This window comes from Halanaeroarchaeum sp. HSR-CO (genome assembly GCF_024972755.1).
Taxonomy (GTDB): domain Archaea; phylum Halobacteriota; class Halobacteria; order Halobacteriales; family Halobacteriaceae; genus Halanaeroarchaeum.
The window spans coordinates 1767468-1784988 of record NZ_CP087724.1 but is presented as its reverse complement, the minus strand read 5'-3'; the positions used below and the strand labels follow the sequence as shown (position 1 = coordinate 1784988).

The window sequence follows — 17521 nt, the reverse complement described above, 5'->3', positions numbered from 1 at the left end:
TTAATCGTACTATTTCATTTGTAGGCGCTGTTCAGATCAGCTGTTTCCATGCCCACGCGAGCGCTTTGAGCCAATTTTCCGGCGATTCAGCTGATGCGCGGGAGAATATATTATAGAATTGTTGAGTTTGATGTTTTATTTTTTGAAAGACACGTTCTACAGGATTCCGCTCACCGAAGGTTTCGTGGCGAAAGTGCATGCCCAGTTCGAACAGCCCGGCATGCAGCCAGGGCGCCCCGTCCACGAAAAATTCAGCGTCTTCGACGTCGTGTTTCTCGCCCAATTCACGAAGAAACATCTTCGTTAAAGCCGTCGTTCTGGACGGATAGAGGGCTAAATACAGGATTTCATTGTTTTCTACATCGACCGCAGAATACAGCCAGAACCGTTCTCCGTTGACTTTGATGACCGTCTCATCGAGAGCAATTTTCCCGGGTTCTCGCCCAGCTTCCGGTTCGAGATCCGCTTTCTGCACCCAGTTGTGAATGGTCGATCGAGCACGAGAGATTCCTAACCTATCAAGAACAGAGACTGTATTTGAAATAGATAGTCCACAGAGATGAAGGTGAATTGCCAGCTCCATCATCTCTTTCGGCGTGGCTACGCGTTCCACAAAATCTAACTCGATAGGGTCGCTAGAACCATTGAGGCGGCTGATTTCTTCCATAAACACTTGAAATCATCCGCCTCATTTTTCTATAAAATTACCTTTCTAGTTTCTAGTACTAATCTAAACAGCACCCATTTGTGGAGGGTTATTTATATATGACTCCTTAAGAGACGGTATCGTTCAGCTTAGTGAATTTTCGGCCCATGCCAGTGCGGGCAACCGATTTTCGACGTTTTCGGCATCGGCGTTTCCAAAATGGTTGCAGAACTGTTCAGTTCGGCGTTTTTATCTCCTGAAAAACACGTTCAACGGGATCTTGTTCGCAGAATGTTTCATGACGAAAATACACACCATGCTCAAACAATCCTGCTTGGAGCCACGGCGCTCCGTCGATGAAAAATTCGGCGTCTCTGATGTCGTGTTTCTCGTCGAGTTCACCCAGAAACATCTTTGTGACTGCTGTATTTCGGGTGGGTAGTGTCTAACGTGAAGAATCTAGTTGTTTTCGGGATTGACTGCAGCATGGCTCTATTGAATCCGGGGAAGGCGTCTAGTTCATCCGACAGAACTAGTAGTATGAAGCGGGAGAGTGCAAGTGTGACCAAAGTACTCTTCCGCTTCGTGAAGCAAGTGGCGAGTCTCGGTCAAAAGTATTCCGCCGCCGGACTTCTCAAAGTCAGTATTCCGAAAGGAAACGGATTTGTCGGCTGGAAACACGTCGTTCTTCACTACCTTCGCGTCCATGAAGAACAGTCCTACGCCGGTGTCGTAGATTTGACTCCAAAGATGGATCGGGTCCGGGGATTGCTACACCTTTTTCTACTTGGTTTTCCCGACGCGTCAACGCTGTATCGGTCGTTTAACCGTGCGCCGATGCACGTCTGGTGAACATTGGTAAGACGGTCCGTAGGCTTGCTAGAACGGTCCGGACTTGGGGCGGTTGATGCGACGTTTATTTGATCGGAATCAAGCGTCCTCACATTATTTACGGCGGATTGATAGGCCGGTTGAAACACTCAAAGTACCGTTCCTGATCGGCACTGCCGACCAGGCAAATTTGCCCTCGATGTCTCGGCGAAATGGCCGAATGACGCGAAATACGGGCCGAAACTTTCACGTCGGAATACTGGCAATTTTGAGAGTTTGGCTGCCGATACGGGATATGATTCGGCGGCTTTCAGAGACCAACTCCGTGAAAACGGCGTTCGTCCACTCATCAAACATCATCTCTACCAGCCGATAGATCACGCGCACAATGCGCGGCTTGATGCGGATTTGTACAATCAACGAGCAATGACAAAAATTGTGAACTCTTCCATCAAGCGCTCGATCCTCGATTCCGTGTCTGCTCGGGCTTGTTACCGGCAGTTCCGCGAAATCATCCTCGCCGCCTCAGTTCACAACGTCAAACGGGCCGTGAAACCGTAATCCCCGCGCCCTCGGCGGATTCAATAGAGCCATCTTGTACATTAATTCGATAAAAACTACGACCCAACAAACATATCTATCGACATAGTGCATTACGCTCAAAACAGTTCTATCTTGCTTTGATTGTAATTGCGGAATCCCCGTTACACCCCTTGTCGGGGCGTTTTCTAGTAGAACTTGCAAATATCATTATTTTTCGAAACCGAGGATTCTTTACTTTGGCGCTGGACTCTTATCTATGGATAAGGCCTCTGAACCGATTTCACTTTTTGAAATCGATTGGGACGATTTTGATGTTTCAGGTGTGACGAATTCTGTCGAAAGAGGTAGTCACTGGGCGAAAGGTCCATTTGTCACCGAATTCGAATCAAATCTTGAGCAATATCTCGACGTGGAACATGCTGTGGTAGTAAATTCAGGTACTACTGCATTAGTAGCGGCATTTAATGCGGTTGGGATTAGTGATGGTGACGAAGTAATTGTTCCCTCCTTTACTTTCATAGCCACTGCAAACGCTGTCCGCCTTGCAGGTGCTGAACCGATATTTGCCGATATTGAACCAGAATACTATGGGCTGGACCCATCTGCAGTTGAAAAGAAAATTTCCGAATTGACGACCGCAATCGTGCCTGTACACCCATACGGAACGCCAAGTCACGTCGACGAACTCACTAAAATCGCCCAAAATCACGACATTTCTCTAATTGAAGATGCTGCAGAAGTCCTCGGTGCGGAACTTGAGAACCAAAAACTCGGCTCTTTCGGCGACGCGGCAACCCTCAGCTTTTGCCAGAATAAAATCGTCTCGACGGGGGAAGGAGGGGCCGTCGTTACTGACGACGACGACCTAGCTGAAAAGCTGAAATTATATCGATCGCATGGTCGCGCGTCAAACGACTATTTCGAGAGCTCGGACTCTGGACAGTACGTCGACCTCGGTACCAATATTCGGATGTCAGATCTTACGGCTGCACTAGGTTGTTCACAACTCAATCGAATCGACTCGCTCATCGGAGGACGTCGGCAAGCTGCAGCGGAACTTGATGACGGATTCGCAGACGTCGATGGAGTACAACCTCACGAGTCGCCAGAGAATGGAACTCATGTTTATCAACTGTACACTGTCGAACTAGCTCACTGGATCGATCGGGATCACGTGATCGAAACGCTAGACGCCCGAAATATCGCCTCGAAGGTGTACTGGGATCCGCCAGTCCATCGAACTGAGTACTACACAAACACGAAGGAAGTAATTCCGGACCTTCCGGTCACGGATGACATCTCGAGCCGGGTGCTATCGTTGCCCATGCACCCGAACCTCTCAACGGAGGAGGTAACTCGGATTGTTGACGGAGTGGCTGACGCGGTCGAATAGCTCTCTACGCTCGGACTTAGAAAACGGTTTAATCTTTGAATGAGGGTGTGAACACATGACATCTCTCGCTGGAAAGGACGTACTCGTTACTGGTGGCTGTGGTTCTATCGGCTCTCATCTGGTCGAAGAAATTCTGAAGCAGGATCCTTCCGTGGTTCGCGTTCTCGATAACAACGAGGAGGGCCTGTTCGAACTCCAAAACGAACTGGGTGAGGATAACTCCGTTCGATATCTTTTGGGGGACGTCCGTGATCAGGATCGCCTTGAGCTTGCAATGGAGAATATCGATGTCGTTTTTCATGCAGCTGCACTAAAGCATGTTAGTATAAACGAATACAACCCATTTGAGACTGTTCAGACGAACGTACAGGGAACGCAAAACCTGATTCGGGCGGCACTCGAGACCGAGGTCGGATCTTTCGTCACCGTAAGTACCGACAAGTCATCGAACCCGACATCCGTAATGGGTGCTACTAAACTCCTCTCGGAGCGCTTGACGATCGCTGCTAACGCGTACAAAGGGGATCGCGAAACCAAGTTCGGCTGTGTTCGCTTCGGGAACGTTCTAGGATCGAGTGGATCTGTGGTTCCTCTTTTCTTACAACAAATAAAGGACGGGGGGCCAGTGACAGTGACTAATCCGGAGATGACGCGGTTCATTATGCCGATTGAAGAAGCATCGGCACTGGTCCTTGAAGCTCATGAGCGCATGACCAGCGGAGAGGTCTTTGTGCTCAAAATGCCAAGCTTCGAGGTTGGTACTCTGGCCGACGGGATGGTTGAGGAGTATGCACCGCGTATAGGACAGAGTCCTGAGGAGATCGACATCGAAATCATGGGCTCGAGACCGGGCGAACGAATGCACGAAAAACTCGTCTCCGTTGACGAAAGTGTGCAGGCTCGTGAGTTGGACGACATGTACGTTATTCTTCCTCAGATTGATGTTCCTGGATACGACTCAGTGAACTATGCGGACGCTGAACTCGTCGACGATGAGTACACCTCTAAAGATGCACAGCGGCTTTCCAAAAACGAATTGATTGATCTCATCGAATCTGCCTCTCTTGACGTGGAAATGCCTGATATGGTGTGCTAGATTGATTGCAACTTGAGGCTCTTGTCCAGAAGATCACGATCAAATGTTGTCGTTACAAGGATGTCTACGATACGCTCAGCTACCCCTCCATGATAGTATGGGCTTTTCTTACAATCAACTGTTCTTTTGGGATGGTCTTCTGCAAGTCGGCGTTGTATCTCCTTCTTGATTTCGTCTTGTTTGTGCGAGACACGAGAAATTGTAACTGCCCGCTCTCGATTTCCTTGTCTCGTTCCAACATCAATCGTGGGCAATTCGAAACAGGGGGCTTCAATGATTCCGCTGCTAGAATTGCCAACAAGAAGGTCTGCGACGTGGAGTAGCCCGAGATAATCCTCCCGAGGAAGGTTCTCGGTTTCCACGATTTTTTCGTTTCTTTCACATACCTGTTTAATGTGGCTCACCATCCTGTCCCTCCCCGGATCTGAGTTTGGATGGATAATGACTGCTTGTTCACCGGATTGTTCTACCGCCCTGATCGTCGACTCTATTTGTTCGCCGGCTAACTCCGGTTTGGTAGTTATCGGGTGTTGTATGACCAAGATCAATTTCTCGCTTGGATCTAAATCAAGTCGATTGATCACTTCGTCCCCGTCTGAAAACTCGCCGGCAGAGATCTGATCCAGAGCTGGGGCACCAACGAGATGGATTCGCTTTGGATCTTCCCCGACTTGTTCAAGAACTCTTTTATCTGATTCTGATTGGACCAGATGTATGTGAGCAAAGCGAGTCAATGCATGGCGAATGGATTCATCGATCATTCCCCCTCCTCGAACACTTCCCCCGGCAATGTGAACAACCGGGATATTCATCGTTGCAGCGGACACTCCACCAGCCAACGCCTCAATTCGATCTCCCAGTACTAAAAGAGCTTCTGGTTCTAGAGAATCTAACGCTTGTGAGATACCCGTTATCCCGGTTCCGATTGACTTTGCAGTGCTGATCCCCGAATCACCTTCCAAAAGCATGTGGACTCTCTCATCGATATCGAACCCATCAGATGTGATTTCGGCAACTGTATTCCCAAATCGCGGAACGAGATGCATTCCAGTGACGACTATTTTTAAGTGGAGGTGGCCTGCAGCGTCGATTTGATTCATGGTTTCCTTTAGGAGACCATACTCTGCGCGTGTTCCGGTGAGTATAGCGATTTCCTTCATTGCAGATGATATTTTTGTATGGGGTTATTTTCGTCGATGGAAGAAGTGACTGTCGATCCGACTACAGTGTCGAAATCTACTGGTGATATACCGTCATTCGGACGGCATATCTTTATATCATCTTCAGTTATTTTGTCCCCTGATTCTAGTTTGTTGGATGCATGTATACTTCGGCGAACCTTGCGACGGTTTTCAGATTCCGCTTCCGTCGGACACTTCGTACCGTCCCCCAGCATACGGTATGCCAGTCGGGAGAGGGAAACTGATTTTTTGAGTTCTGCCGGTTCTAGAGACGCTTCTTGGTCTGGTCCTTCAAGGGACCGATCGAGTGTAAAATGTTTTTCGATAATGGTTGCTCCAGAACTCACGGCTATTGCTGGTGTTTCGGGATTCATCGTGTGATCCGAATACCCGATTTGAACTGGGAGATTTTGTCCCATTGTTCGGATTGCTTTCAAATTCACCGTGTCGTTGTCAGCTGGATAATCTGAAACACAATGTAAAAAGGCGAGGTTGACCTTTGCGTTTTGGTTTCTGATCACTTCGAACGCATCATTAACCTCTTGCATATATGACATTCCCGTACTCACGATCATCGGCTTACCGAGGTCAGCTGTAGAGGACAACAGCGGATGGTTGGTAATATCACTTGACCCGATCTTCAATATGGGAATATCCATCCCCTGAATGAGGTCCAGACTAGCCCTGCTTGATACCGTTGTCATAAATTCTATCCCCTTGCCTTCACAATATTTCAATAGTTCGTAATGGTCCTCTTGGGACAGTTCATATCGTTTAAGCATCTCGTATTGTGATTCTTCTGTTTTGGTGTTTTCCTCTTGGTAATCCGCCTTCCGCTCCTCCTTTCTTACTGATTCTTCTGCGACGAATGATTGGAATTTAATAGCATCTGCACCCGCCCCTTCCGCGGTATCTATCATCTTTTTGGCCCGATCTATAGACCCGCTGTGGTTGACTCCCGCCTCCGCAATATAGAAAATCCCGTCACCCCACGGTGATTCTGTGTTTGACATATAGGTACAATATAGAAGAAACCTTTAATACTTTCTTGAGCAAGTTTCGAATAGGGTATAAGAAGAGGTACTCATCAAACATGGTTACAAAAACAGTCGTTTTCGGTAATATTCCTCTCGCTCGAAATGTGATAAAGTATCTATCAGATCGCACAGATGCTAAACTAGTCGGTGTTGTTACAACGAACGAACCTGTTTCGGGATGGCGAAACACTGAGTTGAAAACTCCCGTATTGGACACTGCAAATTCTCTCGGGATCCCGATATATGATCTAGAACGTATACCCCAACTTGATCCCGATCTCGGATTTACCGTTCGGTATAATAAGATAATTCCTGAAGAAGTTCTAAATGTATTTGACCAGGGTGTTGTTAATTTTCACGGAGGTTATTTGCCGGAATATCGTGGTGTGGATACAGCTACCCATGTTATTCTTGATGATGCAGACTACTTTGGCGTCACGCTTCACTACCTAGACGTTGATATTGATACTGGGCCTGTGATTGATAGAAAGAAAGAAACGATTTCCACTGATGATACAAGCTACTCTCTTTATAAAAAGGGGGAACGAATGCTATGGGAACTCTTTGTGGCGAATATTGAAGATATACTTGAAAATGACGTGCAGACAGAACCACAACAGGAGTTACTTACAGATTCGACGACAAAATATTATAAGAAGGCTGATCTTGCAGGTGAAAGGGAAGTCGGTCTTGACGAGGACCCCAGCGAGATCGTTCGTCGTATTCGAGCGTTCGACTTTCCTGGGCATGAACCGGCGTTTACGCGAATAAATGGTAAAAAAGTCAATCTGAGATTAGAATCCAATGACGAAATCTCGTGAGTACTTGGAAGACAAAATCGAATTGTTCTCAAAACCTACCCCTCTTGAGGAACTCACTCGGGTGTCCTCTACATATCGGGCGAACTTCTGGATAAAAAGGGATGATCTTACCTCCATTGGTGCTGGAGGAAATAAGGCACGTAAATTGGAGTATATTTTATATGACGCAGTAGACTCGGGAGCGGATACGTTAGTGACTCTTGGTTCAATTCAGTCTAATCATGCGAGAATGACCGCGGCTACGGCAGCTAAACTTGGGCTTGAATGCCATCTTATTTTGATCACTGACACTGGGAGTCCTCCTGATAAGATTGAGGGGAATAGACTTCTTGAAGAGATACTCAATGTCGATATCTCATATACCACATCTTCGAATGCAAGTGCTGAAATCGATCGTATAATGGAGAACCTTAAGTCGAAAGGGAAATCTCCCTATTTCATAGAAGGAGGAGGTCATTCCGGAGAAGGCGCTTTGGGATATTTTAGCATCGTAGGGGAGCTTCTTGATCAAATAAGCGGGGATTCCATTGATTATCTCGTGACTGCAACGGGGACCGGAACGACCCATGCGGGTCTCCTCGCAGGATTGGCGCAACAAAACATCGATGTTGATGTTGTTGGGATTAGTGTGGCTCGTTCTACCGAACGGTGTAAAGAAGAAATCAAAGATATTCTGACTGATATAAATCGGAAAGAAGGATTAACCATCACAAATTTCGGTGATATCATCGTTTACGACGAGTATGTCGGGGAGGGTGGATACGGGACGGCTACGGATCGTGCTCTTGATGCAGTGAAATCGGTCGCCCAGTTGGAGGGCATTTTCCTAGAACCCACATATACTGGGAAGGCATTTGGAGCAATGCTTGACTTATTAAACGGAGGAGAGTTAGACGACGAATCGAATATCGTCTTCCTTCATACAGGTGGCTTCCCGGGCCTATTTGTATCTCGCTTCCAAAACGGGAGTGTATGGACGACGTAAATCGCGTTCTAATAACTAGTTCTGGCCGACGTAGTTATCTTGTAGAGTATTTTAAGGAGGCGTTGGGATCGTCTGGTAATGTGTTCGCTGCCGATTGTGACCCTCTTGCTCCTGTATTTGGAGATTGCGATCACGGATTTGTAGTTCCCCCATTCGACGAGGATAATTATATCTCGAGCATTCGGAATATTTGTATGGATAAAAACATTGATCTAGTTGTTCCCACGAACGACCAGGAATTACGGGTATTCGCTGAAAACACGGATGTTTTTAATGAGAATGGGACACGAATTTTGATTTCCGAACCACGTTGTATTGATGTCGCAAATGATAAATTAAGTACGTATGAGTTCCTCACTTCTAATGGAATCCTCACTCCATTTACTACGTCTAATCTAGATGCGATAAAGAGAAAAATTAACACAAATGAAATAGTGCTCCCTGTAATCGTGAAACCCCGGTTTGGAAGCGGGAGTGAAGACGTGTACGAAGCATCAAGCATGGACGAACTTGAGGTGTTCTGGAAGCGAATCGACCGACCGATTGCGCAGGAAAAATTACAGGGTCAAGAATACGGGGTAGATGTCTTCAATAACCAGGATCGAGAACCGATCTCGATAGTGCCCCGAAAAAAAATCGCCATGCGGGCGGGCGAAACTGACAAAGCAGTCTCTGTTGATGAGTCAGAACTCATAGAAATTGGCAAGACTGTGGGGGAGAAATTAGGACATCTTGGACCGCTTGATATCGATTGCTTCTATGATGGTGATAATGCGTATGTTATGGAGCTGAATGCCCGTTTTGGTGGGGGTTATCCGCTGACTCATCTAGCGGGAGGTGATTTTGTTACTGCTGCAGTTTCAATTGGTTCTGGAGAAAAAGTCGACTCGCGAATTGGTGATTTTGATTCGGGAATACACATGGTTAAGACCTACCGCATTTATTCACCTGAATTGGATCGTGGCCTAATAACAAACGCCAAACAAATATGAGTAACCGAATTCTCGCACTAATTCCTGCCAGGGGAGGGTCATCGAGAGTACCAGGAAAGAATATTCGTGATTTAGGAGGAAAACCGCTAATCGCTCATACAATCGAAGACGCTCTACATTCGGAGGTAGTTGATGATACGATTGTCTCCACGGACGACGAAGAGATTGCAGCCATCTCCGAAGAATGGGGTGCCGAAGTTCCCTTTCGACGTCCGGAAGAACTTGCCAGGGATACATCGCCTACAGGTCCCGTTGTTCGTCATGCTCTAGACTGGCTTGAATCAAACAGGGGTGACTATTACGATATTCTCGTTCTATTACAAGCAACATCTCCTTTCCGAAAATCTGAAGATATCGACAAATCCATCAGAAAACTTTCAAGCACAACGGGATTCTCTCTCATTTCAACTACAGAATACAGCGTTCCTCCTCAATGGGCCATTTCGGAGAACAGTCGCGGGTTTCTTCAACCACACTATGAAGACAGTCCATTATGGTCTATTTCATCTTCTAGAAGCCAGGATTTCGATCTCAAACACCCAAACGGTGCAATATTCGCTACATACACTGATAGTTACAGAGAGACTGGAACGTTCTATACCAAAAAAACGGTTGGGTATGAGATGCCGAGAGAACGTTCGATAGACATTGATGAACGGATCGATCTTGAAATTGCGCGAGCTCTCATTAGCGAAGAATAGTAACTGTTTGTAAATATTATATTGAAATTCTGATAAGTATGGACTGGTGGGCGTGGCGGAGTTAGATACTGATGGATGGAATCATATACTCAATTGAATCCTACAGTTTAGCATATTTGCCACCATTTTCGAGCAATTCTCGATGATCGCTGGTCTCTTTAATCCCCGTCGACGGTGGATCCGATCGACACACTTCACGGTCTACAGCTGATGTGCAACCCTCATGATCGCGTAATTGCACTACAACTTTTGGATCGCCTGCTGTACCAGTTTTCGTGATTCGAGCCGATGTCGCTGGCCACCTTGTTGAGGGATAAAAGGTCGGTGTCCTCAACAACCGTGCCACTCATCGATGCCTATCTCGTTGACTGTCTCTTTTAAGAAATGGACACTTCTACAAACATTTTGGGAATTCCGATCTTAAATTTGTGGAAAAATCGTTGCTCGCAGTGTAATGGAACGGAACTTGTTCAAATTGGATATGATAGAAAGCGTCTTGTCTGTATACTTATTATAAATATCTAATATATATTTATAATATCCGAAATATAGAATTAAACTAACCTTGGCCAAAATCCTCGTGGATTGCGAATATTCTAGTTTGGGAGTGTATAGTGACATCATTATCTCTATTTTCACACAGGGAACTCCGTATATTAACTTATCTCGGTATCGTATGAACCTAGCGTGGATAACTAAATCGTCGTCTGGGTTATGACTGATTACAGTCGTGATCTGAGCAATCCTAGACTGAGGGGCCATGCCGACACAATGCGCAGGATATTGATTATAAATGCCTCTCCTGTCTTGGCTATGACGAGTAGCGAGCCAATCCTGTACGCACTGGCAATTATTTCACACAGTATATTGTAAGGAATGTGGACCTTGCGCCGACCATCTTTGACTCTTTGGATGAGAAAATCTGGCAGTCATGAATCCTCACCGCTTTGTCGTCCCTTATCCATTTCGTAAGATCGTTTACGCCTTTGACTGTATTTCGTACAACTCTGCGTATTCTCCATTTTGCTCCAACAATTTTTCGTGGGTCCCCGCCTCGACGATCTCCCCGCTATCTACCGTATAGATCGCATCGGCATTCTGCACCGTGGACAACCGGTGCGCGATGGCGATCATCCCGTACTCACGATCCATCGCCTCGATGGACGCCTGCACCTGCCGCTCGAGATTCGAATCGAGATCGCTCGTGGCTTCGTCGAGTACCAGAAAGTCGGCGTCCTTCAAGAGCGCCCTCGCCAGAGCGATCCTCTGGCGCTGGCCACCTGAAAGCCGAACACCATCGTCACCTAGCTGTGAATCATAGCCATTCGGCAACTCTTCGAGAAATTCGTTCACCTTCGCAATCTCGCAAACATGCTTCACATCCTCCCGAGTCGCGTCCCGATTCCCGATAGTCACGTTGTTCTCGAGGGTGTCGTTGAAGATGAATGGTTGCTGGCGTACTACCGCGATTCGCTCTCGCCACTCACGAAGATCGTACTCCCCGATCGGAGAACCATTCGCTCGAATTTCTCCCCCGTCCGGCTCGTACATTCGCGCTAGGAGAGACACGATCGTCGATTTCCCCGCACCCGACTGACCGACGAAAGCGATAAACTCCCCTTTCGAGACGTCGAAGCTGATCCCGTTTAGGACGGTCTCATCCTCCGTATAGGAGAACTCCACGTCGTCAAATTTTACCTCGCGAATCTCGTCTATCGATCTGTCGCCGTCCGATTCGTGGCGCGATTGAAGCTCATCGACAAACCGCTGGGTCCGAACGAGATGCGAGAGGTTCCCCTCGAGGTCGTATATTCGACTATTGAGGCGACTAGCGAGTGGCGAGAGTCTGAACATCGCGAACAGGAATATTCCCAGTGCCCCGAGTGAAAGCCCCGAGTACGTGAATCCGACGTAGATCAAAGCGAATAGCGATACTGCGGCAGCGAGGTCGTAGCCATTCTGCAGTGCGGCCTTGTTCCGGGACAACTTGATCGACGAATCGGTATAACGCTCGATAGCCCCCCAAAATTCTGCGAACACTTCTCGTGTGAGGTTGAACAACTTCACGTCCCGGATCCCCTGTGTTCCGGCCTGCACTGATTGCTGTACCGATTCGTTCGCCTGAGCAACTCGATTTCCGATCGTGTAACCGGGTTCCAGGACGTTCCGGAGAAGGTAGGTGATGCCGCCCAGCAACACGATAGCGTAGACCGTCATGTCCGGCGCGATGTAGAGCATGATGGCGAGGTAGACGCCCACCAGTGCAAGTGTCTCCATTGACTCCACCCCACGCCGGATTACCTTCCCCGAGTATCGCGTCTCCGTGATTATCGCGTTCAGAATGTCGTCCGAACCCTCATCGTCGAAGTACCCGATTCGAGCGTTGAGTGCAGCACTGAATGCCTCCGTCCGCAGATACTGTTCGTAATTTCGTTGCAGGATGGCCTTCATCCAGGCGACCGTAAACGAAGAGGAAAATCGAACCGTCATGATGAGCGAAATTCCGATGATAAGATAGCCCAGCTCGAACGGAATTCCGAGTACTTCGTAGATCATCAAGAATATCTCCATGATCGTGTCCTGTGGGGTGACTTCCCCTTCGGATTGAGCGACCTCCATGATCGGGTAGATGAAACTCAATCCGATCCCCTCGAGAAACGCGGTCAGCCCACCGAGTCCCACGATCGGGAGGATGAACAGCGGGCGATATTTCACGACCTGGACGATTGCATCGAGCTTCTCGCGCCAGGTGATTTCCTCCGAATGGTCGACCATTGGACGTTGGTTCTGGTTTTCGTCCTCCAGTGATAAGGATGCTGTTTCCGCGTATCCTATTGTCCCGGGTCAGTCTCACAATTCATTCACGATAGCCAAAGTCGTCCAGTGCTGGTAACTAGCGAAAAGTACCTCAATGTTATGAACTGGATGAGTAGTCCGCTGATTTGAGGCGCCTACTTCACTGTAACGCTCTTCGCCAGATTTCGTGGTTTATCGATATTTCGCCCACGTAGATCCGCCACATAATACGCGAACAGCTGCAAATACACGTTCCCCACGAGCGGTTCGAGAATCCCGGTCTCCGGTACTGCAAGCGACGCATCCAGGTACTTCTCCGCGCTGTCAATCGACGACACGCCGATAACGGGCGCGCCCCGAGACTGGACTTCTTTCACGTTGTGAAGTGTCTCCTCTGGCTTCCCGCCCGCGGTCATAATTGCAATGACTGGCGTTTTCTCGGTAACCAGCGCCAACGTCCCGTGTTTCAACTCACCAGCAGCGAACCCTTCGGCGTGACAGTAGCTGATTTCTTTGAGCTTCAACGCCCCTTCCAGCGAAACCGGTGCCCCCATCGCTCGTCCAATGAAGAAAAAGGCTGACCCGTCCACGTACTCCTCCGCGATTTCCGCAACTGACTCGTCTACATCGAGTACCTGCTGAATCGCCCCTGGCAAACTTCGTACACTCTTCAACAATGCAGTCGCCCGGGTGCCATCCAGCACCCCACGCTCCCGCCCGAGATACACGGTGAACATCGCGAGGGTCGCCACCTGTGCGGCGAACGTTTTCGTCGCGGCCACGCCGATCTCCGGCCCGGCACGAATATACACCACGTCGTCGGCTTCACGGGCGGCCGTACTCCCGACCGTATTCGTGATGGCTAACGTCTTCGCCCCCGCATTCGCGGCCGTTCGCATCGCGTCGAGTGTATCGGCCGTCTCTCCGCTCTGCGTCACTGCGATGACCAGCGTTCGCCAGGGATCCCGGCCACCCCGGAACTCGTATTCGCTCGCCACCTCGACGGATACTCTGACCTCCGCGTACTCCTCTAGCAGTTGTCGAGCGTATAGGCCGGCGTGATACGACGTCCCTGCTGCGACGATCTGAATCTCCTCGAGGGATTGTAGGTACTCGGTCGGCAGTTCGACGTCGAGATCCACTTGACCATCGGTGAGGTCGATCCGCCCCGAAATCGTCTGGCGAAGCGCCGTCGGCTGTTCGTGAATCTCTTTGAGCATGTAGTGCTCGTAGCCCGCTTTCCCCGCCCGTTCGGGCTCCCAGTCGACCTGCTGATGCTCGCCCTCGACGACATCTCCATTCCGATAGATGGTGACGTCATCCCGAGTCAGCACGGCAACGTCACCGTTTTCGAGATACGTCACCTCCTGGGTATGCTCGACGAAGGCCGGAACGTCACTCGCGATGAACTGTCCATCGTCACCATATCCAACGACGAGTGGACTGTCTTGCCGGACTGCAACGATCCCGTCGAATCCGGTCGCGGTCACGCCGAGCGCGAAACTACCGGTTAGCTGCGTAACGACTTCATTGACCGCAGCAGGAAGGTCCGTTCCGTCGTACTCCTCTTCGAGGAGATGGGCGACGACCTCGGTATCCGTCTCGCTGGTGAAGGTGTGGCCGTCGAGGCCGTCCTTGAGCTCGTCGAAATTGTCGATGATCCCATTGTGGACGACGGCTATCTCACCCGAACAATCCGTATGAGGGTGCGCGTTTGCATCGGTCGGCTTTCCGTGAGTACTCCAGCGTGTGTGACCGATGCCAATCGTCGCCGGATCTTCATCTGGGAGCGTGAGATGGTCGATTTCACCTTTGCTCTTGTAGATGCGCATTCCCTCGGCGTCGGTCAGGGCGACACCTGCGGAGTCGTACCCGCGATATTCGAGATTCTTCAATCCGTCCGCGACGATTGGAAGCGACTCCTGGTCACCCACGTAGCCGATGATGCCACACATTATCCCCGTCGCACCTCCGTATTGGGCGGCACTCGATCATCGATCGTTACGCCAGTACCGATTCGCGCGTTCTCACCGACGATCGTTCCGGGTGCGACGGTAACGCCGCCACCGACACGCGAATTATCCCCGATAACACCCCCGAGTCGGACGTCTCGATGCACCTCGTCATCGACGACGATTTTGGATTCACCGCCAACGATCGTCGTGTTGGGGCCGACGACGGTATTCTCTCCCACAATTGCGTCTCGGAGAACGGCACCGTCCGCTATCGTAGCATCAGGGAGGACGACGGTATTCGAGAGCACTACGTTCGCCCCGATCGAGACGTTCGCTCCCAGCGCAACGCGCGAACGTACCGTCGAATTCGATCCGATCCTGACGTCTTTGCCGATAGCGATGTCATTCGCCACCGACGCACCCGTTCTGTCGTGGTCTTGACCGTCCCCCTCGACGAGTGACCCGGTGACGGTGAGCAAATCCCAGGGATAGGAGACGTCTAGCCACTGTCCGCGATACTGGACCGCAGTCAACGCATCTTTCTTGGCAATCGAATTCAGTGCCGTCGTCAATTCGACTTCGCCCGCTCCTTGGCTGTTCGTCTCTCGAATCACATCGAAGATGGACCGCTCGAAGCCGTAGACGCCAGCGTTGATGAGATTAGAAGTGGATTCGTAGTCCGTAGGCTTCTCGTGAATGTTCGTGACGCGTTCGTCGACGAGTTCGACGACCCCGTAGTTTCTCGCCTCCGAAACCCGCGTCACACTAACGACAGGACCTCCCTCATCCCGGAGTCGTTGGGCCACTTCCGAAACGAGCTTCGACTCGATGATACGATCGCCGTTTAGAACAAGAAATTGGTCTTCGACGTCGGCTTCCGCCTCGAGAACGGCATGTCCCGTCCCGAGTTGATGTTCCTGTACCGCATAGCTGATATCGACACCGTAGTCCTGTCCATTCCCGAAATGTGTCTGGATGCGCTCCCGCTTGTACCCGACCACCAACACGATCTCCTCGATACCGGCCCCGGACACGGCTTCGATCACGTGTTCGAGGATCGGTTGGTTCGCGACCGGTAACATCGGCTTGGGCCGGTGATTCGTCAGCGGTTCCAGACGGCGGCCTTCGCCTGCAGCCAGTATTACAGCTTTCATTGGGCATCACCCGGATCTTCGTACACGACTGTCCCCGGTCGCGTTCGGTGATTGCTGGGCAATTTGATACCCGGGTTCAAACTCGTGTTGATTCCTGTTTTCACGTTGTCACCACAGACGACCCCGAACTTTCGCCTCCCGGTGTCGACCGAATTACCCTTGACCAACACGTTCACCGTCTCCTCGTCGTGGCGGAGGTTCGCCACGTTCGTCCCAGCACTGAAGTTCACATTGGACCCGAGGACACTGTCGCCGACGTACGAGAGATGAGGGACATTCGTGTCTTCGAATAGTACTGAGTTTTTCACCTCGACTCCATGGCCGACGTGACAGTTTTCGCCGATTACCGTTGCACCGCGTATGTATGAGTTTGGACCAACTTCCGAACCGGATTTGATCACCGCTGGCCCTTCGATTACCACGCCAGACCGGATCTCGGCTCCGGATTCTACGACGACGTCGCCGACCAGTTGCGCGCCGTCGTCGACTGCCCCAGCGATTCGCCCCGTTTGGTCCTCGAGCAGTATCGATGTCGCCTGGAGTACGTCCCAGGGGTACCCCACGTCGAGCCAGGCTCCCTCGTGCTCGACGACCCGTACACGTTCCCTTGACTCGACGAGCGACTCGATAGCATCCGTGATTTCGTACTCCCCGCGAGTGCTTCGATCGACGGTCGCTATCGCGTCGAACACGGATGGTTCGAACGAATAGATGCCGAGATTTGCAAGATCTGTTGGGGGTTGGTCGGGCTTTTCGATCAGCCCGTCCAATTCGCCATCACTCACCTGGAGCACGCCGTAATTGCGTGGGTCTGGGACCGATTTGGCAGCGATAGCGTGCCCGCCCGCCTCCGCGAGTGCCCTTACGAGTGACTTCCGAACGATTACGTCTCCATTGAGCACGAGAAAACGCTCCGAGACGTGCTCTTCGGCCATTCCTACCGCGTCAGCCGTCCCGACCTGCTCGTCTTGCGTAACGTATTCGACGGGAACGTTCCGATAAGATGACCCGATCCGATCTTTCACGGCATCGCCTCGGTACCCCACCACTATCACGAACCCATCGACGACCGGGGTTGCGGCATCGAGCACGTGCTCGAGGATCGGCGTCCCGGCGACAGGCACGAGCGGCTTCGGCCGGGTATCGGTCAGAGGACGGAGCCGCGTCCCCTGACCGGCAGCCAGCACCACTGCTTTCATGGCCCACAATTCATCCCACGCCTGAAATAAATCCACGCATTGGGACGCCACAGCTCTTTCCGGGCGTCCTATTTCTATTCCGTGAAATTGTAACCGCAATGTGAGTGGGGCTTCGAAAGGGGCCGACTGGGTGGTCGGCTACGCCAACCACGTCAAAAGTGGCGGAGGAAGCCGCCACGGGGTCGACTCGG

General features: G+C 50.4%; 13 protein-coding genes and 1 pseudogene. 7 read left to right on the top strand and 7 right to left on the bottom strand.

Features of this window, described 5'->3' with window-relative positions; translation table 11 throughout:
* Positions 1–31: 31 nt before the first annotated feature.
* A complete protein-coding gene (locus HSRCO_RS09160; protein WP_259517343.1) occupies positions 32–667 on the bottom strand; it encodes an IS6 family transposase in 636 nt (211 codons plus the stop codon).
* A 519-nt stretch (positions 668–1186) separates the two neighbouring features.
* On the opposite strand from HSRCO_RS09160, the pseudogene HSRCO_RS09155 reads away from it, so the two are divergent.
* The 3 genes and pseudogenes from HSRCO_RS09155 (at position 1187) to HSRCO_RS09145 (ending at position 4509) form a co-directional block, all read left to right on the top strand.
* Positions 1187–2038: pseudogene (locus HSRCO_RS09155) on the top strand (transposase).
* A gap of 238 nt (positions 2039–2276) precedes the next feature.
* Positions 2277–3413, top strand: a complete 1137-nt coding sequence (locus HSRCO_RS09150) for a DegT/DnrJ/EryC1/StrS aminotransferase family protein (RefSeq protein WP_259517342.1) — start codon at positions 2277–2279, stop codon at positions 3411–3413.
* 55 nt (positions 3414–3468) lie between these two features.
* Positions 3469–4509 carry a polysaccharide biosynthesis protein gene (locus HSRCO_RS09145; protein WP_259517341.1) on the top strand — a complete coding sequence of 347 codons (1041 nt, stop codon included), beginning with the start codon at positions 3469–3471 and terminating at the stop codon, positions 4507–4509.
* Here HSRCO_RS09145 and neuC read toward each other — a convergent pair.
* Both neuC and HSRCO_RS09135 read right to left on the bottom strand, forming a co-directional pair.
* Positions 4506–5669, bottom strand: coding sequence for a UDP-N-acetylglucosamine 2-epimerase (gene neuC, locus HSRCO_RS09140; protein WP_259517340.1), 1164 nt, complete (start codon positions 5667–5669; stop codon positions 4506–4508). The genes HSRCO_RS09145 and neuC overlap by 4 nt on opposite strands.
* Complete coding sequence (locus HSRCO_RS09135) at positions 5666–6703, bottom strand: N-acetylneuraminate synthase family protein (RefSeq protein WP_259517339.1); 1038 nt, start codon at positions 6701–6703, stop codon at positions 5666–5668. The genes neuC and HSRCO_RS09135 overlap by 4 nt, the downstream gene beginning before the upstream one ends.
* Positions 6704–6738: 35 nt before the next feature.
* Between HSRCO_RS09135 and HSRCO_RS09130 the strand changes: the two genes are divergently transcribed.
* Genes HSRCO_RS09130 through HSRCO_RS09115 form a run of 4 tightly spaced genes read left to right on the top strand, consistent with a single transcriptional unit; the run spans position 6739 to position 10226 of the window.
* A complete protein-coding gene (locus HSRCO_RS09130) occupies positions 6739–7548 on the top strand; it encodes a methionyl-tRNA formyltransferase (RefSeq protein ID WP_259517338.1) in 810 nt (269 codons plus the stop codon).
* Entirely contained in the window at positions 7532–8533 is a 1002-nt protein-coding gene (locus HSRCO_RS09125; RefSeq protein ID WP_259517337.1) for a pyridoxal-phosphate dependent enzyme, read from the top strand. Before HSRCO_RS09130 ends, HSRCO_RS09125 begins: the two co-directional genes overlap by 17 nt.
* The gene (locus HSRCO_RS09120; RefSeq protein WP_396266393.1) at positions 8521–9525 is read left to right on the top strand and encodes an ATP-grasp domain-containing protein; all 1005 of its coding nucleotides are present in this window, start codon (positions 8521–8523) and stop codon (positions 9523–9525) included. The genes HSRCO_RS09125 and HSRCO_RS09120 overlap by 13 nt, the downstream gene beginning before the upstream one ends.
* Positions 9522–10226: a cytidylyltransferase domain-containing protein gene (locus HSRCO_RS09115; RefSeq protein WP_259517335.1), complete on the top strand. Its 705-nt coding sequence runs from the start codon at positions 9522–9524 to the stop codon at positions 10224–10226. Before HSRCO_RS09120 ends, HSRCO_RS09115 begins: the two co-directional genes overlap by 4 nt.
* Before the next feature lie 978 nt (positions 10227–11204).
* Here HSRCO_RS09115 and HSRCO_RS09110 read toward each other — a convergent pair.
* The 4 genes from HSRCO_RS09110 to glmU form a co-directional block, all read right to left on the bottom strand.
* Positions 11205–13001, bottom strand: a complete 1797-nt coding sequence (locus HSRCO_RS09110; protein ID WP_259517334.1) for an ABC transporter ATP-binding protein — start codon at positions 12999–13001, stop codon at positions 11205–11207.
* Positions 13002–13177: 176 nt separating this feature from the next.
* On the bottom strand, positions 13178–14977 hold the full coding sequence (glmS, locus tag HSRCO_RS09105) for a glutamine--fructose-6-phosphate transaminase (isomerizing) (protein WP_259517333.1): 1800 nt from the start codon (positions 14975–14977) through the stop codon (positions 13178–13180).
* On the bottom strand, positions 14977–16131 hold the full coding sequence (locus HSRCO_RS09100; RefSeq protein WP_259517332.1) for a sugar phosphate nucleotidyltransferase: 1155 nt from the start codon (positions 16129–16131) through the stop codon (positions 14977–14979). The genes glmS and HSRCO_RS09100 overlap by 1 nt, the downstream gene beginning before the upstream one ends.
* Positions 16128–17330, bottom strand: coding sequence for a bifunctional sugar-1-phosphate nucleotidylyltransferase/acetyltransferase (glmU, locus tag HSRCO_RS09095; protein ID WP_259517331.1), 1203 nt, complete (start codon positions 17328–17330; stop codon positions 16128–16130). The genes HSRCO_RS09100 and glmU overlap by 4 nt, the downstream gene beginning before the upstream one ends.
* Positions 17331–17521 lie beyond the last annotated feature (191 nt).

Bases quoted from the DNA above. Each gene is read 5' to 3' on its own strand.
- HSRCO_RS09160 (WP_259517343.1), bottom strand. From the start codon at position 667: ATGGAAGAAATCAGCCGCCTCAATGGTTCTAGCGACCCTATCGAGTTA.
- HSRCO_RS09150 (WP_259517342.1), top strand. From the start codon at position 2,277: ATGGATAAGGCCTCTGAACCGATTTCACTTTTTGAAATCGATTGGGAC.
- HSRCO_RS09145 (WP_259517341.1), top strand. From the start codon at position 3,469: ATGACATCTCTCGCTGGAAAGGACGTACTCGTTACTGGTGGCTGTGGT.
- neuC (WP_259517340.1), bottom strand. From the start codon at position 5,669: ATGAAGGAAATCGCTATACTCACCGGAACACGCGCAGAGTATGGTCTC.
- HSRCO_RS09135 (WP_259517339.1), bottom strand. From the start codon at position 6,703: ATGTCAAACACAGAATCACCGTGGGGTGACGGGATTTTCTATATTGCG.
- HSRCO_RS09125 (WP_259517337.1), top strand. From the start codon at position 7,532: ATGACGAAATCTCGTGAGTACTTGGAAGACAAAATCGAATTGTTCTCA.
- HSRCO_RS09120 (WP_396266393.1), top strand. From the start codon at position 8,521: ATGGACGACGTAAATCGCGTTCTAATAACTAGTTCTGGCCGACGTAGT.
- HSRCO_RS09115 (WP_259517335.1), top strand. From the start codon at position 9,522: ATGAGTAACCGAATTCTCGCACTAATTCCTGCCAGGGGAGGGTCATCG.
- HSRCO_RS09110 (WP_259517334.1), bottom strand. From the start codon at position 13,001: ATGGTCGACCATTCGGAGGAAATCACCTGGCGCGAGAAGCTCGATGCA.
- glmS (WP_259517333.1), bottom strand. From the start codon at position 14,977: ATGTGTGGCATCATCGGCTACGTGGGTGACCAGGAGTCGCTTCCAATC.
- HSRCO_RS09100 (WP_259517332.1), bottom strand. From the start codon at position 16,131: ATGAAAGCTGTAATACTGGCTGCAGGCGAAGGCCGCCGTCTGGAACCG.
- glmU (WP_259517331.1), bottom strand. From the start codon at position 17,330: ATGAAAGCAGTGGTGCTGGCTGCCGGTCAGGGGACGCGGCTCCGTCCT.